Origin of the sequence: Hymenobacter endophyticus (assembly GCF_032464715.1) — a bacterium.
In the GTDB taxonomy this organism is placed as follows: Bacteria; Bacteroidota; Bacteroidia; order Cytophagales; family Hymenobacteraceae; genus Hymenobacter; species Hymenobacter endophyticus.
The window spans coordinates 91,140-113,145 of sequence record NZ_JAWDJT010000005.1 but is presented as its reverse complement, the minus strand read 5'-3'; the positions used below and the strand labels follow the sequence as shown (position 1 = coordinate 113,145).

The window sequence follows — 22,006 nt, the reverse complement described above, 5'->3', positions numbered from 1 at the left end:
CCCGTTACGGTTTCGTAGCGGGGGCTTTTTGGTGGATGGCAAACGCCTGCTTCTGTTTGGCAGGCGACACTCGCCGGAAGGTGAGGTTGATACGGGGGCCGACGGGACGGGTGGTTTTGGGCAGGGCGTGCAGCCAGTTCTGCTGGGTGAGTCCGCGCATTACCAGCAGGCTGCCCGAGGTAAGCGGTATACTCAGCGGCGCGGGCAGCGGGGCAGCGCCGGGAAAGGCTGCCGGCCGGGGCTTGAGCCGGAAGGTACGGGTGGCTCCCAGCGTGAGGGAGGCAATAGTGGGCTCAGGACCTAGCTCCGGCTCATCGTCGGCGTGGTAGCCCATACTGTCTTGGTCGGAACGGTAGAGGTTCAGCAGCACACTGTTGAACCGGCAGCCCGTGGCTTGCTCCACCCGTTGGCGAACCTGCGCCAAGGCCGGCAGCCAGGGCAAAGGCTCCAGATGCAGCCCAGAGTAAGAGTAGGTGGCTCCGGCGTCGCCGTACCAGGCCGTGAGCCGGGGCTGCAGCACCTCGCGCCCGAATAGCCGGATGGGCTGCTGCTGCCAGGGCACGACTTCCGTGAGCAAAGCCAGCAGCGTTTCAGCCGCCGGCAACGGCAGAAACTCCGGGTCCAGCCACAGCTCGGCGGCGGGCAAATGGAGCGGTTTCAGCGACACGGACCAGCCGGATTACTTGGTGGTGGCGGTGCGCATCTGCTCAATCATCTGCTGCACCTGCGGGTTATTTTGCACGATGAGCAGGCCCCAGGCTAAGCTCACGGCCACGCACACCAGGAACAGCACGGCCCAGTTACGACTCTGGAACTGACTAACCCGAATGTAGCGGGGCCAAAACCAGAGCGAATAGGCCAGTACCGCCCCCACCTCGGCAATCAGGGCCAGCACCATCTGCCCGGAGGCCACCAGCGCCAGGCGCACCGCCAGGTAGGCCAGCACGAACAGCACCAGCCGTCCGGTAGCCCCCACCCGCTGCAAACGGCGCAGGTTGATGGCCAACAATACCGCTCCCACCACCGGCGACACGCACAGCGAAAACACGGTGATGGCCGTGGGCGAATACAGTAGCGGCCCAGCCTCGGGCACTTCGGTTTCGGCCTGAGCCTGCTCGGCCTCCAGCTGCTGGCGCGTGGCCTGCTGCTGGGTTATCACCGCCGATAACTCCTGGCGCAACTGAGCTACATCCAAGTCGGGCAAAGCCAGCTGGCGGCGCTCGGCCTCCTGAATGGCCGCCAGCACGGCGTCTTCCCGGTATTGAAACCGGTTAGCCACGTAGTCGCGCAGCTCGGCGTCGGTTTTGCGGCTCATTTTGTCCGCGTATTCTTCGGCCATTATCGTCAAGAAAAGAAAGTCAGCAATGAGAAGCGGCCGGGGCCGCAGGGATATACGAAGAAACAACTTCCGGTGCCGGAAAGTGGCTCAACCCCCGTATTTTACACCAGTGTTACTGGCGGGCAGCCCACTCGGCCAGCACTTCACCCACGTGGTACACGTCCTCGAAGGTATTGTAGAGCGGTACGGGGGCCAACCGAATCACGTTGGGCTCCCGCCAGTCGCCGATAACGCCCACGGCCATCAGATGCTCAAACAGGTCGCGCCCGCCCTGGTGAACCAGCAACGACAGCTGGCAGCCGCGCTGGGCGGGGTCCGAGGGGGTGATGATTTCGAGGGTGGTTTTGGGCAGGCCCAGGCGCTGAATCAGGAACTCCAGATAGCCCGTCAGCAGCTCGCTTTTGCGGCGCAGAGCCGGCATGCCCCCGGCGGCCATGTGCTCGGCCAAAGCGGCCTCGTGCACGGCCATCGTCAGGACGGCCCCGTTGGAGAGCTGCCAGCCGGCGGCCCCGCGCATGGGCCGGAAGCCCTTGCGCATCTTAAACCGCTCCTTTTCATCGTAGCCCCACCAGCCGGCCAGGCGCAGCAGCTCGGGCTGGTCGGCAAACCGCTCGTGCACAAACACGCCCGATACCCCGCCGGGGCCGGAGTTGAGATACTTATAGGAGCACCAGCAGGCAAAATCCACGTCCCAGTCGTGCAGGTGCAGCGGAATATTGCCGGCGGCGTGGGCCAGATCGAACCCGACCATAGCGCCCACGGCGTGGCCGGCCTCGGTTATGGCGGCCATATCGTACACCTGGCCGGTGTAGTAGTTGATGCCACCCATGATGATGGTGCAGAGCGAATCACCGAGTTCGGCAATTTTGGCCAGGATGTCTTCGGTGCGCAGGGTATGCTCGCCGGGGCGGGGCGTCAGCTCCACAATGGCGTCGTCGGGCTCCAGACCGCGCATGCGCACCTGGGTTTCCAGGGCGTACTGGTCGGAGGGGAAAGCACCGCCTTCCATCAGCACCTTGTAGCGGGTGGCCGTGGGCTGGTAGAAGGACACGAGCAGCAGGTGCAGGTTGGTGGTCAGGTTATTCATTACCACTACCTCCACCGGCTTGGCACCCACCACCTGGGCCGAGGCCTCGGTGAGGCGCTGGTGGAAGTGCATCCAGGGTGTTTCGCCTTTGAAATGGCCTTCCACGGCTAAATTCTGCCAGTTGGTGAACTGCTGCTCGGCGGCGGCGCGGGCCGTGCGGGGCTGCAAACCCAGGGAGTTGCCACAGAAATACAGACATTCCCCGGCCCCGTTGGGCGCGGGTGGTATCAGAAAGTGCTGGCGAAACTCGCGCAAAGGATCCTGGGCATCAAGGCCGCGGGCAAACTCAAGGGTGGGCTGGTAGGTCATGGAAAGCAAAGATACCGGCGGTGAAGTTGTGAAGAGCGAAGTGGTGAAATTGTGAAAGGTGAAATTGTGACATGACCAAGTAGATAGGGAAGTTCCTGTCATCCTGAGCTTGCGAAGGACCTTATCACATGGCACCGATTACCGTAACAGTGGTTCGTTCAGGCGCAGCAAAGTCCTTCGCAAGCTCAGGTTGACAGGCTGCCCCTTCACAACTTCACAACTTCGCAATTTCACCTTTCACCACCTCACCGCGCAAACCGCTCCGCCGGCAGGCCCAGCCAATCCAGGGCATTCTGGCCCAGCATCCGGGCCTTTACGTCGTCGGCCCAGGGCATGGAGCGGATGAGCTGGCCGGGCTCCAGCTCGCCCAGCGGGAACGGGTAGTCGGTGCCGAGCGTGATTTTGTCGGCGCCCAGGGTTTTCACCAGGTACTCCAGCATCAGTGGGTCGTGCACCAGGGAATCTACCCAGAAGCGGCCGAGGTACTCGCGGGGGTTGCGGGGGTTGTCTACGGCGCAGAGGTCGGGGCGCACCTGCCAGCCGTGCTCAATGCGGCCAATGGTGTGGGCAAAGGAGCCGCCGCCGTGGGCCACAGCTACCCGCAATGTGGGCAGGCGCTCCAGCACCCCCCCGAAAATGAGGCTGCACAGGGCCCGGCTGCTTTCGGCGGGCATCCCCACCAGCCAGGGCAGCCAGTAATTGGGCATCTGCTGCTGGCCCATCATGTCCCAGGGATGCACAAACACGCACATACCCAGCTCCGCAGCCGCCTGAAATATTGGAAATAGCGCCGGCTCGTTGAGGTTCCAGTCGTTGACGTGGGAGCCAATCTGCACACCCGCCAGCCCGATTTTCCGGCAGCGTTCCAGCTCCCGGATGGCCAGATCGGGGGCCTGCATGGGCAGGGTGCCCAGCCCCACGAAGCGCGCGGGGTAGCGCTGCACCACGCCGGCAATGTGGTCGTTGAGCAGTTGGCTGAGGTCGAGCGTATCGAGCGGTTTGGCCCAGTAGCTGAACATGACGGGCACCGTACTCAGCACCTGCACCTGCACACCAAACTGGTCGTACTCCCGCAGGCGCACCTGGGGGTCCCAGCAGTTATCCTGAATTTCGCGGAAGAACTTGTCGTCCTGCAGCATGCGGGCACAGCAGGGCCGGTGGTGTTCCAGCCGGATAAACCCGCCGTAGCCATACCGCTCCCGCAAATCGGGCCACCGCTCGGGCAGAATGTGCGTGTGAATGTCGATGGAAAGCACAGGAACGAATGTTAAGGCAGGCGCAAATCGGACGGCAGTTTTTTGATAGAGCCAATGAAAAAGTTGCGTCGGTACCGGTCAGCCGTCATGCTGTCCCAGTGAATTACACCGGCTGCGTACTGGTAGGTTTGCCAGAGGTTGAGCACAATGCCCAGGGCCAGCACCGCCCGCAGCGCCACCCGCCTGGGCCGTTGCCAGGCCACTGAGGCGGCCACCAGTGCCGCCAGGCACAGCCCCAGCATGGGGTAGAGGCTGATAAGCGGCCGGGCTCCGAAGCTGCCCCCGTACCACCACTCCCGCCAGCTGAAGGTAACGTATACCACAACGGGTACTGCCAGCAGCAGGGCCCCGCGCAGCCCCCGCAGACGCGGCGGCAGAAAGAAAACGCCAACCAGCGCCACGGCAGCCAAGGGCGTGTATAGCAGCCAGCCTTTTTTGAAGCTGAACAAGCCATCCAGCACATGCGGGCGCGTGAAGTCGAACCCCTCGCCCTGATACGTATCCAGCCACCACTGCCCGCTTACCGCGTGCCAGAAAACCGGCTGCCACACCGCTACTGCCAGCACCATGGCAGTGGCCAGCAGCACCTGTCCGGGCCGGCTCTGCAGCCAGCGCAGCCAGCCGCTCAGACCGCCCTGGGTGGCCAGCCCCCACCCCAACGGCACCAGGGCATACAGCGCCTCGGTAGGCCGGGTCAGAATGGCGAGGCCCAGTAGCAAGCCCAGAGCGGCCGCCCACTCAGTGCGGCGCGTTTCGTACCAGGAGGCCGTAGCCCAAACAATACTTAGCTGCCACACAAATAACAGGCCGTGGGCCATGGCGCCTTCGTAGCTGGCATACATAAACCAGTTGGTGCCCAAGCCAATACCGGCCAGCGCCCAGGCCACGGTAGCATCATCTTGCGGAAAGAAGCGCCGCAGCAGTTTGCGCAGCAGCCACAGCCCCAACACCCCATGAAACAGCCCGGCCAGCATAATGGCCTGCTGGTAAGGCCGGGAAAACCCATCAGCCGGCAGGCCCCGCAGGCGGGCCCAGGTGTGGGCACCCGCAAACCAGGGCAGTTCGGCCAGGGCCAGGCCCAAGGGGTACTTGGATATAACGTTGCCGTTGGGCAGCGTCAGTAAGCCCATGTAGGGCCGGGGGCCGGGGCGGTACGTTTGCTGAACGCTCTGCAACGAATCGGCCCGACCGGCAGCCTGATAGAGTAGCACCGAGGGCAGGTACACGTAGTAGCCCCCCTGGTCGTTATCGAATACTTCCAGCGGCTTCCAGCGTTTATCGTTGAAAGTAGCCAGAATGAGCAGGGCCGTGGTGAAGAGAAAGACCAGTCGGGACTTCACGAAGAATACGTAAGAACAGAATGGCCGCTTACGGAGCGGGAACAACGGGGGTCGGCGCCTGCATGTACGTGCCGCAGACCTTACAGGTGCGCAGCGCATCAGAGGCCCAGAAGGCATTCATGATGGGCGGCAGCTGGGCCACGATGTCGGTAATTTCGGCAAATTCCTCGTGCAGCTTATGGCCGCAATTCTCGCAGTACCACTGAAAGCCGTCCAGCTCGCCCGCCGTGCGGTAGCGCTCCAGCACCAGGCCAATGGTGCCGGCCGGCCGGCGCGGCGAGTGGGGCACGCCCCCCGGCAGCAGGAACATGCTGCCCTGCTTGATTTCAATATCCACGGGCTGCCCGTCCTCAATAATCTTGACCACGATGTCACCTTCTATCTGCAGGAACAGCTCCTCCCCCTCGTCCACGTGGTAGTCTTTGCGGGTGTTGGGGCCACCCACTACCATCACAATAAAGTCTTTGTTGTCTTTGAATACCTGCTGGTTGCCTACGGGTGGTTTGAGCAGGTGGCGGTGTTCATCAATCCACTGCTGAAAATTGAACGGACGAGCGACAGACATAGCGTGCACTTGTGAAGTAAGGAAATAGTGAGTGGGCTCATTGCCTGCGGGCGGCTCACCGCAGGCAAATAACAACATTCCGGCGTAGCAGCCCAGCATCCTGTAATTTGCCCCACCGTTCCGGCGGCCGGCGCCCCCGGTTTCCGCCTTTTTTCCTATTCAGTTTCTCTCTCTCTTTTCTTATGGATTTTCTGTCTCAACGCGCCCTGGTGGGCGGCAGCACCCAAGGTATTGGCCGGGCCGTGGCCGAAGAGCTAGCCCGGCGCGGGGCCACGCTCACGCTTCTGGCCCGCAACGAAGCAGCCCTGCGCGAGGTAGCCGCCGCCCTACCCACGCCCGCCGGCCAGCGGCACGACTTCATTGTGGCCGATTTCAGCCAGCCCGATGTTTTGCGAGAACGGGTGCAGGAGTACCTAGGCGCGCATCCGGCGGGGTTTAATGTGCTGGTGAACAACACCGGCGGACCGGCGGGCGGGCCTATTCTGGAGGCAACGGTGGAGGCATTCCGGGCGGCATTTGAGCAGCATGTGGTGTGCAACCATCTGCTGGCCCAGGCCCTGGTACCGGGCATGCGTCAGCGCGGGCAGGGCCGCATTATCAACATTATCAGCACCTCGGTAAAACAGCCGCTGCCGGGCCTGGGCGTGAGCAATACCATTCGGGCGGCGGTGGGCAACTGGGCCAAAACCCTGGCCAACGAGCTGGCGGCCGACGGCATTACGGTAAACAACGTGCTGCCCGGGGCCACCGTCACCCAACGCCACACCTCCCTCATCGAAAAGAAAACCGAGCAGACCGGCCAAACCACCGAGCAGGTAGAGGCGGCCATGCTCCGGCTGATTCCGGCCCAGCGCTTCGGGCAGGCTCCGGAAGTAGCGGCAGCGGTGGTGTTTCTGGCCTCGGCGGCGGCGGCTTACATCACGGGCATCAACATTCCGGTGGACGGCGGGCGTACGGGTAGCCTCTAGCCAAGCCCCGAAAGAGTGCCCCACCCTTGCGGTGCGCTTGGCCCCTACCAGTATCTTTACCCGCTTTTCTTTCTCAGCAGCGCGGGGCCGGCACTACTGGCCAGTGCCTGCCGGTGCCTTTTCCAGTTATCTTCTCTATGCTTCTTTCTAAACAGTACGCCACCCGCTGGCCAGTATTGCTGGGCTTACTGGCCATGTTGGTGCTGGCCGCCCTGGCCTGGCATTTTTATCTGGAGCGAGCTGCGTACTACGATTTGGCCTGGCATACCTATGTGTACACCAAAACCCAGGCTTTGTACGTGCAGAACCGCCGGTTTGTGGCCATTGTAACGCAGTGGCCCACGCTCACGGCCGTGCGTATGGGCCTACCCCTGGACCAGGTACTGCGCCTGTACTCTATGATGTTTGTGGGTTTTTACCTGGCTATTTTCCTGGCATGCGCCTACTGGCTGCGCAACGAGGCGGTAGCCCTGGTGGTAGTGCTGCTATTTGTGCTGCTGTCTACGCGGGCCTTCTACTGGGCGCAGTCGGAGATGCCCCAGACCCTGGTAGTGCTGCTATTGTTTTACGCGGGCATTTCCCGGCAGGCCCCCATTCAGCTAAAGTTCAGCACGCTGGCCCTGGCCGCCCTGGTGCCGGTTATCATCTTTGGCTATCCTATTGCCATCATTCCCTTTATGTTTTTGTGGCTCTATGACTGGTTGCTGAACAAGCGTTTCCGTGACAAGCCTTACTACGGGTTTCTGGTGCTGGCTTTTCTGATGTACGGGCTGCGGGCCATGCTGATTCCGGCTGGCTCCTACGAGGACACGCAGATGACCTTTAAGCCCAACCTTATCCGGTTCTTTCCGCACTATCTGTCCCTGGAGAGCTTCGATATTTTCCGGCGGCTGTGCGCCCGAAACTTCATTGCTCTGCCCCTATCGGTGGTGGTGCTCACGGTGTTTTACCTGCGCCAGCGCAACTGGCTGGCTACTTTGCGCCTGGGCCTGGTGTGGGCCTTTGTGGGTGGCTACGCCTTTATCACCATCGTCACCCGCGCCGATTATACCGAGGTTACTTACCTGGAAAACCTGCTGTTCCCGCTCACCATTTTTATTGCGGTGCCTCTGGCCATGGAGGTTTTGCCGGCCCTGGAACGGGCGGGCACCCGGGGCAAATGGCTGGCGGCTGGCCTGGTTGGGCTGGTGCTCACCGTGCGCCTGGGCGTGCTGTGGTACCAGCACATTCCGTACACGGCCTACCAGCAGTGGCTGCGGCAGCTGCTGGCCTACACTCGCCAGTTTCCGGAGCGCAAATACCTGATGTACCCCGATAACGTGGACCCGCAAACCCTGCGCGCGGGCTGGCCCTGGTGGGCTATTCCCAGCGAAACCATGGTGCTGAGCGCCCGCCACAGCCCCGACTCGGTACAGACCGTGCGGGTAGACTGGTCAATTGACTACTTGGCGGAGCAGGGTGCTAACCCGGCTAATTTTCTGGAGCCGTTTGGGGTGGAGCCGGCTAGTACGGTTTCGCCGGTGTACTTCCGCTTTCCCCAAACGCCTTACCGGGTTATCAACTCTAATCCGCCCCAGGATACGGTAGCCCTCAATGCCTATATCAAGGCGCACCGCGGGGTGCAGCTGGCCCTGCTGGACTCCTTGCCCACAACTATTAAGGTCGGGGAGCAAACCACTATTCCGGTGGAGGTGCGCGTACCTGAGCAGTTACGGCCCCTGCACTCCGGCACGCGCGTAGACCACCCCACGCTGGTACGCACCGTGTTCTTCAAGCCCCACGACTGGCCCTCGGACACGGCCCCGGTGGAGGCACCCCTGGAGGTGGATGTGTGGCAGCCCTGGCAACAAACCCTGCGCATTCAGGCCCCGCAGCAGCCGGGGCAATATATCCTGGATATTGGCCTAATTAGTCGCAACTACCGCACCTGGCCCGTGCACCTGCGCCGCACGATTACCGTCACAGAATAAAGAAGGCCGGCTCCTTACAGGAGCCGGCCTTCTTTTATACGGTGGTGTCAACAGCCTCTATTTGGCCAGGGAAATGCGCATATCATCCACGTAGACCGGCACTTTGGTTTGGTCGCGCCACACGTAGACTTGCAGAGTGCTTTGCGGGCCGGCCGTGGCGGGTACCGTAATGGTTTGCTCCACGTACTGCCATTTATTAAACACGGATACGGCCGTGCTCAAATCTACCCCCTCCCAGAGCTGCCCGCTGCCGGGCTGGTCAGGGGATTTTATTTCCGTCACCAGTTTGGCCTTGGCCTGAGCGTTGGGCACGAACACCCAGGCTCCAATGGTTAGTTTGGGGGGGTAATCGGAGGCAAGTTGGCTTAGAGTGTTTTTGTAGCCCAGGCTGTACTCATGCTCCGCATCGACGCGGCAGCTGAATTTGCCCGAATGAGCTTTATCCCGGCTCAAGGTGGCTTCATAGGGAGAACCAATCAGCCAGCCTGATACATTCTCAAAATCGTTGAAGGCCAGCGTAGCATCGGCCGCTGCGGGTGCGGGACCGGGCGTACAGGCAGCCAGCAGGCCAGTCAGAAGCAGAACCGGGGCAAAGCGCGTCATAGGGGGAGGCGAAAGAAAAAATAAACAAGAAATCTGGCCAGCAGCGGCCAGTGTACCGGCCGCTACTGGAGCCTAAACCGGCCGCAAGCTACTCTATTGCTGGTACTGCTTGGGGGCCGGAGTAACGCGCCAGTAGTGCAGCATCTTGCCCTGCAGCTCCGACATGTGAAAATCGTACATCGGGCCCCAGGCCAGCACATTGCACTCATTGGACACGCGCACCACCGGCTCCGGCGACTGGGCCATTTGGTCGAGGGCCCACCGCTCACACTCGTTGGTGCGGGGCATCACGGGGTTGGAGTCGGCTTTGGCAAAGTATAGCAGCAACAGGCCCGTGGCCGCAGCGTAGCTCCAGCGCACCACCGGCAGCCGCAGGTGGCGCAGCAGGTAATAGGCGGAGACGCCGTAGGCGAAGAGCAACGCCACGATAATGGGCAGAATAGAGTCGCCGCGCACGAGGAAGGGCCGGTAGGGCCGGTATCCGCCAAAGGGCAGCAGCAGCAAGTACACCACACTGAACAGACCTACCAGGCGTAGCGCCAGCAGCACCCGGCTACGCTCCGGTGAGGCGGGCACCACGTGGCGGAGCAGCTGCCCGTTGAGCAGTACCACCCCAATAAGCACCTGCAGGCCCGTTTGGAGCATGAAGGAGTTGTAGATACCCGTAGGCAGCAGCTCATACAGCTGCTTGAGCGTGTGCGTATCGGAATTTTCGGCGTTGTAGCGGCCCAGATACAGGGAGTACACGCTCAGCAGCCCCAAAATAGCCAGCAGCCCCAGCGCCTGCCCCGACAGCCAACCCTGCGCCAGCGGCAGCTGCCGGATACCCTGCCGCCACTGCCGGATTTGCTGCCGGAGCCAGTACACGCCCACTACCAGCAGCACAATTGCCACCGAGGCCACCACTACGGGTCCGTTAAAAACAGTTACCACCATCAGCAGCACCAGCAGCACGCATTGCCACAACGGGAGGCGCAGCGGCTCATTGCGGCAGGCGGCCCGGTAAAAGGGCCACAGCACCAGTAGCAGCAAAGCCAGCGGAAAAGCGTAGAAGAAGGTGTAGGTAATGGCCTGGTTGGTAATGCCCATCTGCTCATAGAACCCGCTGGTCTGGAACAGAGGAAACAGCAGCAGCACCGCCAGCCAGAAGCCCCAGCCAGTACGCTCGCCCTGCGCCCCCAGGCGCACGTAGGCGGCCAGTAAACCAATGAGGGCCAGCTGGGTAGCCACGTTGAACAAAGCACTGGCCACGTACAGGCTGTCGATGGCCGATAGGAACGCTTGCAACAGCAAGGGCACCTGCTTCCAGTACAGCGTCATGCCGGCATGGGCAAAAAACCGGTTGGTGCCCGCGTATACTTCCTGGCGCGTCAGCACGGCCCAGCCAAAGGGGTCGTGCATCACCTGGCTGTACCAGGGCGCCGGAAAGATGGTTGGCACCAGGTCGCCATCGAGAGGCAGCTGGTAGTTTTGCCGGTAGGTGAGCAAAGTATCCAGCAGCAGCAATATAATAACCAGCCCCGACCAGTAGCGTTGTTTCATGGATACAGTATAAGGGAGACAACAGGCCCTTGGCGCAAGAGAAACCAGTCCGAAAAAGGGCCAGCCAGTCTGCAATAATAGCAGGGCAGCGGGTGCAATGCCCAGCTGTGCCAAGCCTCACACCCGCTGCCCTGCTATGGCTCCACCCGAAGAAGGAGCACTCCGCTACCTACCGAAGGGCCGTTAGCGTGATATCGTCCACGTAGGCGGGGGAAGTAGCCTCGGCCCGCGACACGTAGATAACAACCTGCGAGGAGTAGCTGACGGTTTTGGGGAATACAATGTCGCGCGATACTTTCACCCACTTGCCAAATTCGCCCGCCGATTCGGCTATTTTCACCTGCTCGTGCAGGGCTTCCTTGCCATCGGCCTCTTTGATAACGAACTCCAGCTTGGCGGCCGAGTTTTTGTCGGTGGCGTACACCCAGGCCTCCAGTTTTGCTCCCCGGGGGCGAGTGGCAGTCATGCGCCCAATCAGGGAGCTGAAGCCGGGGCTGAACTCGTGCGTGGGATCTACGCGCAGGCTATACTGCCCAGAGTGAGCTTCTCCCTTTACCAGCGCATTGGGGTCGGCTACCCAGCCCACGATGCTGTCAATATCAGATGACATGAGCACGTCGCTGTCGGCGGCGGCATCATCTTTTCCGCAGGCAACCAGGGAAACCAGCGACAAAGCCAGTAAAGCATTTTTCATGAACGGGGGAGCAGAAGTAGGTAAGGTTCACTATTGAACGGTGCGCAAAAGTAACAGAGGAAACCTCATTTTCGCTGCTCATTCCCAGATTTATCCACCTCCATTCCAGTCCCTAACCGCCTGAGCGGCGGCTAGTATTACCCTTCTGCTAATTCCTGTACCCGCGGGAATCTGCTCTATATTTGTTGGCCTGCACGGTGCCCGAACGCCTTGCTCAACCAGGGCACCCCTATCTGCTCGCTCCTTATCCTTACCTGCATGGCTCTTTCGGAAGTTCAGCCCTCTTCCACCCGCTCGCTATTTCCGCGCATTCAGCAGTGGTTGCAGCACCCGGAAAACCGCCTGTTACTCCTGCTCTTGCTCCTGGTTTTTCCGCTGTACTATGAGCTGGGCCGCACCCCGGTGCAGCTCTACGATGAGTCGAGGGTGGCGGTAAACACTACGGAAATGCTGAGAAACGGCCATTGGCTAGTTCCGCACTACGATGGCGCGCCCGACCACTGGAACACCAAGCCGCCCCTACTGATCTGGCTGCAGGTACTTTCGCTCAAGCTATTCGGCATTTCGGCCTGGGCCCTGCGCCTGCCCACCCTGCTGGCCTCTTTAGGCACCGTGTTGCTGCTGTTCCGGTTTGCGACCCGGGTGCTGCGCCGGCCCTGGGCCGGCGTACTGGCCGGCGTTATTCTGGTAACTACCACCGGCTTTGTGCGCCTGCACGTGGCCCGCACCGCCGACTACGATGCCCTGCTGATTTTTTGGCAGGTGCTGCTCTGGGTGCATTTCTTTCAGTATCTGGAAACCGGGGCGCGGCGGCATTTGCTGTGGGTAGCACTGAGCGTACTACTGGCTACGCTTACAAAGGGCCCCGCGGCCCTGCTCGGGCTGCCGGGGCTGGCCGTATATGCTCTGGGCCGGGGCAAGCTGCTGTGGCTGCTGCGCCAGCCAGGCGTATACCTGGCAGCGGTGGTGTGGCTGGCCGTCATGGCCACTTACTTTCTGGTGCGGGAGCCCCTGGACCCTGGCTACTGGGAAGCCGTGCAGAATAACGACCTGGGCGGCCGCTTTCTCACTACCCTCGACAACCACGTGCACCCCTGGGATTTTTACCTGGAAAACTTCCGGCAACGCTTTTTCGCCCCCTGGCTCTGGGCCCTGCTGCCGGCCTTGGTGGTAGCGGGTATTCTGCAGCCGGCCGGGCTGGTAAAACGGGCCGCTTGGATGCTGGTGCTTTTCTGCTTGAGTTGGCTAGGGGTTATCAGCTCGGCCCAAAGCAAGCTGGAGTGGTACGATGCCCCCATTTACCCGGCCCTGGCTTTGCTACTGGGCTTGGGGCTGAGCATTGCTTACCAGGACTTGCGGGAATTGTACCGGCCCCGGGTAGGCCGGGTGGCGGGGGTACTGGCCCAGGTGCTACTCATCGGGTGCGTGGTGCTACTGCCCTACTATGCCATTACCACCCAGCTCATTGCCGAGCGCCACAGTGACTTTGGCCTCGGGCCCGATGGCCACCTGGGCCGCTACATCACTCGCCTAGCCCGGGAGCAGCCCCAGGTTAACAACGTAACGGTTCTTACCCACGGCATGGCCAACAGCATGCTGCTCTATTATAAGGCCGAGTTTGAGCAGCATGCCGGCAACCGCCTCACCATTCTGAATGAGCCAGGTACCCGCACCCCGCCGCTGGGCTCGGTAGTCGTTACCTGCGACCCCGCCTTCAAAGCCCCCTTGGACTCGGCCTTCCGCATGATTGAAGTGCACCAGAACGGCTCCTGCCAGACGCTGCTGCTGCTGTCCCGCCTGCCTTCCCCCGGCGTACCGGTTCCCTAGCCCGCCAAGCTGGAGCCTGCTGGCCCGGTACTTCCTGTTTTTTTCGAAATCCTCATATTTACTTCTCCGCGTTGTCGAAGGCAGGTATAGCCCGGCAATTCCGTAATTTCGTCCTTATGCAAGTTCAGTACGAGGCGCTGTATCATCAGCTGGAGGAAAATCATTGGTGGTTCCGGGGACGGCGCGCCGGCGTGTTCGACCAGTTACAGCAAATGAATCTGCCAAAAACGGCCGCTATTCTGGAAATTGGCTGCTCCGGCGGTCCTTTGCAGCAGCAGCTTCGGGCCATCGGCTTCCACAACCTCACGGGCATCGATATCAGTGAGGCGGCCATTGCCCTGGCCCACCAGCGCCGGATTCCGAACGTATCGGTAATGGACGGAGCCCGGCTGGAATTTGCCGATAACTCCTTCGACGTGGTGGTGGCCTCCGATGTACTGGAGCACATTGAGGATGAGCAGCGTGCCCTGCGCGAGTGGCGGCGGGTACTCAAGCCGGGCGGGCAGCTGCTGGTATACGTGCCGGCCTTTCCCCAGCTCTGGAGCCAGCACGACGTGGTAAACCGCCACTTCCGCCGCTATACGGCCGCTTCCCTAGGCCAGGCCCTTACGGCAGCAGCGCTGCAGGTACAGCGGAAATCATACTGGAATTTTGCCCTGTTTTTCCCCACGTTTCTGGTGCGCCAGGCCCAGCGCCTGCGCGGTCCGGTTCGGCCCGAGGCGGAATCCGGTACCGGCGACCTGCTGGCGTTGCCTGCCCCGGTCAATACCTCCCTCATTTGGCTGCTGCGGGCCGAAAACTGCCTGCTCCGCCACCTGAACCTGCCCGTAGGCGTGAGCGTGTTTGCCCTGGCCCGCAAGCCGGCCGCCTAACTTTTACCTGCTTTCTTCCTTCTGTCGCGTGGATCTGTCCGTTATCATCCCCATTTACAACGAAGAAGACAATATTCCGGCGCTGTATGAACGCCTGCGCGGTGTGCTGGACCCTATGCCGTTACCGGGGGGCTACGAGTTCATCTTTATCAACGACGGCTCCCGCGACCAGTCACTGGCCCTGATTCAGACCTTGGCTGCCCGCGACTCCCGGGTGCATTTCATCAACTTCAGCCGCAATTTCGGGCACCAGATTGCCGTGACGGCCGGCCTCGACCGGGCCGAGGGGGAGGCCGTAGTTATCATTGATGCGGATTTGCAGGACCCGCCCGAGCTGATTCCGCAGCTGTACCAGAAGCTGCACGAGGGCTACGAGGTAGTGTACGCCAAGCGTCGCTCCCGCCAGGGTGAAAGCGCCGCCAAGAAGCTCACAGCCAAACTATTTTACCGGATTCTAGCCAACATTACCAACATTTCGATTCCCGTGGATACCGGCGACTTTCGGGTGATTTCGCGCAAGGTGGTGGAAGCGTTGCGGCGCATGCCCGAGCAGAACAAGTTTATCCGGGGGCAGATTTCCTGGATTGGGTACCGCCAGACCTACCTGGAATATGACCGGGCCGAGCGGGCCGGCGGCGAAACGGGCTACACCTACCGCAAAATGATCAAGCTGGCTCTGGATGGCATTACGGCTTTTTCGGATGTGCCCCTGAAAGCCGCTACTGTGGGCGGTTTCGTGGTATCGGGAGTGGCGTTTTTGGTGATGCTGTTCACGCTCTATGCCCGCTTCGTAAGCAAGGACTACGAGCCCGGCTGGGCTTCGTTGATGGTGAGCATTTTGTTTCTGGGCGGGGTGCAGCTGATTGCGGTGGGCATTATTGGCGAGTATATGGCCCGGCTCAGCGCCAACGTGCGGCAGCGCCCGCTCTATATCGTATCCGAGTCGAATTTGCCGGAGCCCCCGCTGCCTCAGCAACGGTAGCGGCAGGTAGCGGCCCTTCCCGTTACGCCTATGATTCAGCTTCAGAACTACATTGGCGGCCAGCTGCTGCCCCCGGCGGCGGGCCGCTACTTGCCCCTACTCGAGCCCGCCACTGGCCAGCCGTTTGGGCAGGTGCCGGACTCTGATGCCGCCGACGTGGATGCGGCCGTGCGCGCTGCCGAAGCGGCCCTGCCCGCCTGGCGGGCTTTGGCGGCCGAGGAGCGGGGCCGCCGCCTGGTGCGCCTCGCTGAGCTGATTGACCACAACCTGGACCGTCTGGCCCGGGCCGAAAGCCAGGACAATGGCAAGCCCCTCAGCCTGGCCCGCACCCTGGACATCCCGAGGGCGGCCAGCAATTTTGCCTTTTTCGGGACGGCGGCGCAGCATTTTGCCACCGAGGCCCACGTGCAGGAGGGCGTGGCGGTGAACTACACGGTACGGCACCCGCTGGGCGTGGTGGCCTGTATTTCGCCCTGGAACCTGCCGCTGTACCTGTTCACCTGGAAAATTGCCCCAGCCCTGGCCGTAGGCTGCTGCGTGGTGGCCAAACCCTCGGAGCTGACCCCGTACACGGCCTTTTTGCTGAGCGAACTAGCCCAGGAGGCAGGTTTGCCGGCGGGCGTGCTCAACATTGTACACGGCACGGGCCCGGCCGTGGGTCAGGCTCTGGTTGACCATCCCGGCATCCGGGCCATCAGCTTCACGGGCGGCACTAAAACCGGGGAGCAGATTGCCCGCTCGGCCGCTCCGCGCTTCAAAAAACTATCCTTGGAGCTGGGCGGCAAAAACCCCAACCTCATCTTCGCCGACTGCGACCTGGCCGAGGCCGTGCAAACCAGCCTGCGCAGCTCCTTTGCCAACCAGGGCCAAATATGCTTGTGCGGCTCCCGCATCTTTGTGGAGCGGCCCATCTACGAGCAATTTAAAGCCGAATTCTTGTGCCAAGTGCAAACCCTAACCGTGGGTGACCCGCTGGACGAGCACACCCGCCAGGGCGCCTTGGTCAGTGAAGCGCATCTGCAGAAAGTACTGTCCTATATTGAGCTAGCCAAGCAGGAAGGTGGCCGGCTGCTGGCGGGCGGGCAGCGGGTGCAGGTACCAGGTCGTTGCGCCGAGGGGTATTTTCTGCAGCCTACCGTGTTTGAAGGCTTAGCGCCTGAGTGCCGGGTAAACCAGGAGGAAATATTTGGGCCGGTAGTCACCCTCATCCCCTTTGATACGGAGGAACAGGCGCTGGCTTGGGCCAACGGCACTGAGTACGGCCTGGCGGCCACCATCTGGACCCAGGACTTGAGGAGGGCGCACCGCCTGGCCCAGCAGCTGCACGCCGGCGTGGTATGGGTAAACACCTGGCTGCACCGCGACCTGCGTACGCCCTTCGGGGGCATGAAGAGCTCCGGGGTGGGCCGGGAAGGAGGCCTGGAGGCGCTGCGGTTTTTCACGGAGGCCCAAAACGTGTGCATTAAGCTCTGAGCCGGCCCAAAACGGGGGCTTGCACAACCTCGACCGGAGCCGTAGCTTAGAGCGTGTACTCCCCTCCCACCCTTTCTTCTCCCCGGCCGGTTTGGCAACGGCTTTTGCCTCTACTGCTACTGCTGGCCCTGGCGTATTTTCCCTTATTCTGGCAACTGGCCTCCTTCCCGGTGCAGCAGTGGGACGAGTCGCGCACGGCCCTGGATGCCCTGGGCATGCTGGTGCACCACGACTGGCTGGTGGCCCGCTACGAGGGCCAGCCCGACCTCTGGAACTGTAAGCCGCCCCTCTGGCTCTGGACTTTAGCCACCAGTATTCGGCTACTAGGCCCCACGGAGCTGGGCTTACGCCTCCCGGCGGCTCTTACGGCCTTGGCTACCGTGGGACTGGTGTACTACGCGGCGGCCCGGTGGTTGCGCAGCCCACTGGCAGGTTTATTGGCCGGGCTGGTTTTGCTCACCGCCCCTGGCTACGTCAGCTTCCACGTAGCTCGCACTGCCGACTTTGACGCATTTTTGACTTTTTGGACGACGGCGGGAGCCTTGAGCTGGGTGGCATATCTGCGTACGGGCCGGGCCCGTTGGGCCTGGGCAACGGGCGCAGGATTTACACTTGCCGTGCTTACCAAGGGTATTGCTGGGGCTATGTTCGGGCCGGGCCTGTTACTGGCGGCCTGGCTCACGGGTAGCCTGCACCGGCTGCGGAAGCCGGCGCCCTGGCTGGCGGCGGGCCTGGTAGTGCTGGGCGCTGCCGTCTGGTATGCGGTGCGGGAGGCAGCCGCGCCCGGCTACCTGGCAGCCGTGTGGCAGTATGAGGTGGGCGGTCCGGCTGCCCATGAGCTGGAGGGCAATGACGGGCCATTTGCGTTTTACCTGGGCCTGCTGGTCAGCTGGCAGTTTGGGGTGTGGCTGCTACCGGCGCTGTTGGGAGCTGGGTTAGGCTGGTGGCAGCCGACTGGCACCACCGGCTGGTGGCTGGGCCGCGCCCTTTCGGCCATTATCGGGAGCTTCCTGCTGGCACTTTCCTTGGCGGAAACCAAGCTGGTGTGGTATAATGCTCCCGCTTTCCCGCTGCTGGCTTTGCTGGTGGCGGCCGGGGTTATGCAGGTATTCCGGCTCATACAACCAAGTTTTTCGCGGCCTCTGCCTTATGCCAAGCGCGTGGCGGGGGTGCTGGCTTTGGCTGCTTTCCCCTACCTCAATCAGGTGCAGTACCTGCGCCAGCTTTCCAAGTACCGCTTCGATAACCACCAACTGGTATACGGGCACCATTTGCGCCAGCAGTGGCAGCAGCGGCCCGAAATCTGGACCTATACCCTGGGCACGGATGGCTCCTTCAACGATGCTCCGCTGTTCTACCAGATGGCTGCCCAGTACCAGCAGGGCCACACCGTGGCGCGCCGCGCCGCCTGGGCAGCCGCCGAGTCAGGCCCCGGTGAGGTGGTGGTGGTCTGCGGACAGAAAGCCACCCGAGCTTGGCAGAGTGCTTTTCAGACGGAAACCCTGGTGCAATCCGACTCCTGCCAAACGTTGCGGCTGGGCGCGCGGCGGTAGCACTTGGGGGCACTAGGGCAGCATTAGGCCCGCGTATACATCCGTCAGCGGCACCTGGCAGCCAATACTGTCGAGCATCAGCAGGTCATGCCAGTTGGTGGTTTCAGTTAGCAGCCAGCGGCCCTGCGCATCCTGGGTGTGCAGCTCAGCGTGCACGCGCTGCGAATCCAGCAGCAGATACTGCTGCAGCGTCGGAATCTGGCGGTAGAGAAAGAATTTGTCGCCCCGGCCGTGGCTTTTGGTTGAGGCCGACAGCACTTCCACCAGCAGCATGGGATTAAGCAGGGTATCGGGTTTCGTATTATCCTCAAACAAAGGCTGTCCGCATACCACGGTTAGGTCCGGGTACACGAAGGTCGATTCGCTCAGCACCTGCACCCGCTGGTCACTGCCCACTAATGAGCAGGGTTTTCCTTTTAACTGTATCCCAATTTCTATGGTAAGATTGGCGGCTATTCGGTTGTGCGCGAAGCTGGCCCCCGACATAGCCCGGATTTCTCCGTCCCAATACTCGTGCTTGGATTCCGCGCGGCGTTCAGCTGCCAGGTAATCCTCGGGCGAAACGTGAGCGAGTGGCGTAGCAGGCGGGCCCATCAGGCAGAAGTTAATAGGATGGCAGACCGCAAAATACTACGGAAAGGATACTGGCTGCTCTGAGGCCAACAGGCAAACCACCCACTAGTATGCACCCACCAGTACGGCCTCAGTTCAGCTTTTCCAGGGTAGTTTCCAGCTCGGCCAGGGTGGTTTCGCGGAAGCGCAGCGTATCCGGGGCGGTGAGGGGGAGTCGAGCCAGGAAGGGCGTACCATTTTCGTAGCGCAGGCCTACCACCGTAGCTCCAGCCGGAGCCGCCGCAAACTGAAAGCCGCCCAACTCCGCCTGCCCCGACAGCACAACCCGGTGGCCGGGCACCAGCAGCCGCACGGTACAGTGCTCATCGGTGGCAAAGGCGGGCACAAACAGGGCGGCGGCGGCGCTCTGCCAGGGCTGCCCCGTGGCCAGCCAACCCAACTGCGTAACGGAAAGAGCGCCCGGATTTTCCTCCAACTCATTGAGCATTGTCTCCTCAGCCGGAGCGGCGGCGGCTACTGCGGCTGTTTCGGGGGCGGTGGCCAGGCCGGGCTGAAAATGGAAGCGAATAGGCAGTACCAGCTTCACCTTTACAAAGCGCCCGTCCTGCTGGCCCGGTACCCAGCGGCCCGAGGTTTGACGCAGCACCCGCAGCACTTCCTCGTCGCAGCCGTTGCCCAGGCCCCGCACAATGTGGGGCTGCGTTACGCGGCCGGTTTCATCAACCACAAACGAGGCAAATACCAACCCTTCCGTCTGGGCTTCCTGGGCGGCGCGCGGGTAGCGAATCAGCCGGTTGATATCGGCCGAGCCCTGGCCGTAGCGGGGCATTTGCTGGGCCGTAGTCAGGATGGTTTCAGCGGCGGCATCTGCTGTTGGCTCAGCTGTTTCCTGCCAGCGTACGGGACTAGTGGCAGTGGTTTGCCCGTAGTACAGGGGGGCTTTGCGCGGGCCACCGGCCATTTCCAGCTGCATCAGGCGGCCGGCGCCCAGGGCCAGTGGCTGCCCCCCGGCAGTGGCGCGTACCAGCACGGCGCCGTTCAGCTCCAGGGCCGCCCCGGCCAGGGTTTCGGTCAGCAAATTAGAAAGCAGTAGGTCGGAGGCCGAATAACACTCCTTGAGCTCCACCCACACAGCCGTCGTAACGAGATGCTGGCGACTATCTACCAACGCCCCGGCCGGAATCCGGACAATGGTACCCTCCCGCCCGCGCACTTCGGCGGCTTTGGTGGGGTCAATCTGAAAATACTCACTGGCCTTGAGCGTAAGGTCCTGAAGGCGGGCCTCGGCGGGCGGTGTAGCGCCAGGTAGGCCGGGCCGGCTACTACTGCTGCGGTACACAATAAGGGGGGCCCGGCGGCTGGTGGGGCGGTCCAGGCGGTGCCAATTTCGCGCCCCGGAGGCGGCGCCTACCGGCTGCGCCAGGGAGTCGTAGCTGAGCGTATCGGCCAGGGCAGGGACGGCAGCGGCCGGGGCGGTGCGCTGGGCCGTGCGCTCGGGTTGGCAGGCTACCACAAAGCCACCTATCAGCACGAACAAGGGTAAACGAATCGGGGTAAGCATCGGCATAAGAGGCCTCTACGCGGGAAACACCGGATTTATTGGACCAAAGTCGGTTTTTTCTGCTAAACAGCTGGCATAAATACATTTACTTTTCTTTTTTCCAATTTGCGGACCGTCTTTCCTAGCCGTACTGCTCATGCTCGACCTTATAATTGACGCCCGCCCCGCTGCCCTGAGTCCGGGGTTTGAGGTGAAGCGCATTCTGCCCTACCGCCTCCGCCGCATGCTGGGCCCGTTTATTTTCATGGACCACGCCGGCCCCGTGCATCTGGCCCCGGAGCTGCTGCCTACCCTGGATGTGCTGCCCCACCCCCACATCGGCCTGAGCACCGTCAGCTACCTGTTCGGCGGGCAGGTTACGCACCGCGACAGTCTGGGCGTGGAGCAGATTATCCGGCCGGGTGAGGTAAACTGGATGACGGCCGGCCGCGGCATTGCCCACTCCGAGCGGTTTGAGGACCCGGCTACCCTGGCCGGGGGACAGTTGGAAATGCTGCAGACCTGGGTGGCCCTACCCGAAGCCGACGAGGAAACGGCCCCTACCTTCGACAACTACGCTCCTCACGAGTTGCCCATTTTCACCGAGCCCGGTGTGTGGCTGCGCCTGATTGCCGGCGACGCCTTCGGGCTGCAGAACAGCGTCAAAACTCACTCCCCGCTGTTTTACCTGCACGTGGTTCTGCAGCCAGGTGCCCGGTTTGGCCTGCCCCGTGGTTACCCCGAGCGGGGTGCCTATGTAGCCAAAGGCCGGCTCGAGGTAGATGGCCGCACCTACGGCCCCGGCCAACTGCTGGTGTTCACGCCCGGCCTCGACCCGGTGCTGGTGGCCCAGGAAACTACCACGCTCATGCTGCTGGGTGGGGAGCCGCTGGGGGAGCGGTTTATCTGGTGGAACTTCGTCTCATCGAAAAAGGAGCGCATTGAGCAGGCCAAAGCCGACTGGCAAGCTGGCCGCATTCTACTCCCGCCCACTGACAACCAGGAGTTTGTGCCGCTGCCTCAGGACAAGACCCGGCCGGCTGGTAGTGGTACTGATTCGCCCCCACCGCAGGCGCTTTCCTGATCCTACTGCACCTCAACAGTAGGAATATTCTCATACTTTAATACTAAATATATTAGACATTAACACCAATTTAATTAGCTTTACAGTCTGTTCTCGCTCCCTCCTTTCCTCGCATTTGGGCTATGAAAAACACGCTGGAGTACACCGTTTGCTGCCGCCTTACGCTGGCGCAGCTGGAATGTGGGCAGGTTGTGGGCACCCGGCAACGCAAGCGCCAAGTTCGCTCCACTACCGCCGAACTAAGTGAGTTGTTTGCCGACCTCTACGAGCAATTCCGCAGTCCGCAGCTGCTCGGCCTGCAAATCACCTCCATCAGCCCCCAGCCAGTGCCTGAGCTGACTGGCCACCCGGAACTACTGCAGTAGTTCTTCGGGAACAAAAAAGCCCCTCACGTGAGGGGCTTTTTTGTTCCCATACATGCTCCTGTCA

Annotated in this window: 20 protein-coding genes; 9 read left to right on the top strand and 11 right to left on the bottom strand. The window is 61.8% G+C overall.

All coding sequences use genetic code 11. The annotated features are described in order from the left end of the window. Window positions 1-4: 4 nt before the first annotated feature. The 6 genes from ROI90_RS09865 to ROI90_RS09840 form a co-directional block, all read right to left on the bottom strand. The gene (locus ROI90_RS09865; protein ID WP_315998177.1) at window positions 5-667 is read right to left on the bottom strand and encodes an alpha-ketoglutarate-dependent dioxygenase AlkB family protein; all 663 of its coding nucleotides are present in this window, start codon (window positions 665-667) and stop codon (window positions 5-7) included. A gap of 12 nt (window positions 668-679) precedes the next feature. Continuing rightward, window positions 680-1,339, bottom strand: coding sequence for a hypothetical protein (locus ROI90_RS09860; RefSeq protein WP_315998176.1), 660 nt, complete (start codon window positions 1,337-1,339; stop codon window positions 680-682). Window positions 1,340-1,451: 112 nt separating this feature from the next. Then, window positions 1,452-2,735, bottom strand: coding sequence for a kynureninase (gene kynU / locus ROI90_RS09855; protein WP_315998175.1), 1,284 nt, complete (start codon window positions 2,733-2,735; stop codon window positions 1,452-1,454). A gap of 245 nt (window positions 2,736-2,980) precedes the next feature. Continuing rightward, a complete protein-coding gene (locus ROI90_RS09850) occupies window positions 2,981-3,991 on the bottom strand; it encodes an amidohydrolase family protein (RefSeq protein ID WP_315998174.1) in 1,011 nt (336 codons plus the stop codon). An 11-nt stretch (window positions 3,992-4,002) separates the two neighbouring features. Further along, the gene (locus tag ROI90_RS09845) at window positions 4,003-5,331 is read right to left on the bottom strand and encodes a hypothetical protein (protein ID WP_315998173.1); all 1,329 of its coding nucleotides are present in this window, start codon (window positions 5,329-5,331) and stop codon (window positions 4,003-4,005) included. A 28-nt stretch (window positions 5,332-5,359) separates the two neighbouring features. Next, window positions 5,360-5,896 (bottom strand): 3-hydroxyanthranilate 3,4-dioxygenase, encoded by a 537-nt coding sequence (locus ROI90_RS09840; protein WP_315998172.1) that lies wholly within the window; start codon window positions 5,894-5,896, stop codon window positions 5,360-5,362. A gap of 182 nt (window positions 5,897-6,078) precedes the next feature. On the opposite strand from ROI90_RS09840, the gene ROI90_RS09835 reads away from it, so the two are divergent. Continuing rightward, window positions 6,079-6,864, top strand: a complete 786-nt coding sequence (locus ROI90_RS09835) for an SDR family oxidoreductase (RefSeq protein ID WP_315998171.1) — start codon at window positions 6,079-6,081, stop codon at window positions 6,862-6,864. Between the two features lie 137 nt (window positions 6,865-7,001). After that, window positions 7,002-8,834: a hypothetical protein gene (locus ROI90_RS09830; protein ID WP_315998170.1), complete on the top strand. Its 1,833-nt coding sequence runs from the start codon at window positions 7,002-7,004 to the stop codon at window positions 8,832-8,834. 57 nt (window positions 8,835-8,891) lie between these two features. Here ROI90_RS09830 and ROI90_RS09825 read toward each other — a convergent pair whose 3' ends face one another. The 3 genes from ROI90_RS09825 to ROI90_RS09815 form a co-directional block, all read right to left on the bottom strand. Beyond that, window positions 8,892-9,437: a hypothetical protein gene (locus tag ROI90_RS09825; RefSeq protein WP_315998169.1), complete on the bottom strand. Its 546-nt coding sequence runs from the start codon at window positions 9,435-9,437 to the stop codon at window positions 8,892-8,894. Between the two features lie 93 nt (window positions 9,438-9,530). Next, window positions 9,531-10,979 carry a hypothetical protein gene (locus ROI90_RS09820; protein ID WP_315998168.1) on the bottom strand — a complete coding sequence of 483 codons (1,449 nt, stop codon included), beginning with the start codon at window positions 10,977-10,979 and terminating at the stop codon, window positions 9,531-9,533. A 169-nt stretch (window positions 10,980-11,148) separates the two neighbouring features. Continuing rightward, window positions 11,149-11,673 (bottom strand): hypothetical protein, encoded by a 525-nt coding sequence (locus ROI90_RS09815; RefSeq protein WP_315998167.1) that lies wholly within the window; start codon window positions 11,671-11,673, stop codon window positions 11,149-11,151. A gap of 258 nt (window positions 11,674-11,931) precedes the next feature. On the opposite strand from ROI90_RS09815, the gene ROI90_RS09810 reads away from it, so the two are divergent. From ROI90_RS09810 to ROI90_RS09790, 5 genes are all read left to right on the top strand, one after another. Continuing rightward, the gene (locus ROI90_RS09810) at window positions 11,932-13,500 is read left to right on the top strand and encodes an ArnT family glycosyltransferase (protein ID WP_315998166.1); all 1,569 of its coding nucleotides are present in this window, start codon (window positions 11,932-11,934) and stop codon (window positions 13,498-13,500) included. Window positions 13,501-13,616: 116 nt separating this feature from the next. Next, window positions 13,617-14,372 carry a class I SAM-dependent methyltransferase gene (locus tag ROI90_RS09805; RefSeq protein WP_315998165.1) on the top strand — a complete coding sequence of 252 codons (756 nt, stop codon included), beginning with the start codon at window positions 13,617-13,619 and terminating at the stop codon, window positions 14,370-14,372. Between the two features lie 28 nt (window positions 14,373-14,400). Further along, window positions 14,401-15,354, top strand: coding sequence for a glycosyltransferase family 2 protein (locus ROI90_RS09800; protein WP_315998164.1), 954 nt, complete (start codon window positions 14,401-14,403; stop codon window positions 15,352-15,354). Window positions 15,355-15,384: 30 nt separating this feature from the next. Beyond that, window positions 15,385-16,827, top strand: coding sequence for an aldehyde dehydrogenase (locus ROI90_RS09795; protein ID WP_315998163.1), 1,443 nt, complete (start codon window positions 15,385-15,387; stop codon window positions 16,825-16,827). Window positions 16,828-16,931: 104 nt separating this feature from the next. Then, window positions 16,932-18,380: an ArnT family glycosyltransferase gene (locus ROI90_RS09790; RefSeq protein ID WP_315998162.1), complete on the top strand. Its 1,449-nt coding sequence runs from the start codon at window positions 16,932-16,934 to the stop codon at window positions 18,378-18,380. A gap of 12 nt (window positions 18,381-18,392) precedes the next feature. On the opposite strand, the gene ROI90_RS09785 is transcribed toward ROI90_RS09790, so the two are convergent. Together ROI90_RS09785 and ROI90_RS09780 are read right to left on the bottom strand one after the other, a co-directional pair. Then, entirely contained in the window at window positions 18,393-18,974 is a 582-nt protein-coding gene (locus tag ROI90_RS09785; protein ID WP_315998161.1) for a Uma2 family endonuclease, read from the bottom strand. Window positions 18,975-19,083: 109 nt separating this feature from the next. Beyond that, window positions 19,084-20,520: an energy transducer TonB gene (locus ROI90_RS09780; protein ID WP_315998160.1), complete on the bottom strand. Its 1,437-nt coding sequence runs from the start codon at window positions 20,518-20,520 to the stop codon at window positions 19,084-19,086. Window positions 20,521-20,650: 130 nt separating this feature from the next. Between ROI90_RS09780 and ROI90_RS09775 the strand changes: the two genes are divergently transcribed. Further along, window positions 20,651-21,577, top strand: a complete 927-nt coding sequence (locus ROI90_RS09775) for a pirin family protein (RefSeq protein WP_315998159.1) — start codon at window positions 20,651-20,653, stop codon at window positions 21,575-21,577. Between the two features lie 122 nt (window positions 21,578-21,699). After that, window positions 21,700-21,942 carry a hypothetical protein gene (locus ROI90_RS09770; RefSeq protein ID WP_315998158.1) on the top strand — a complete coding sequence of 81 codons (243 nt, stop codon included), beginning with the start codon at window positions 21,700-21,702 and terminating at the stop codon, window positions 21,940-21,942. The last annotated feature ends 64 nt before the right edge of the window (window positions 21,943-22,006 follow it).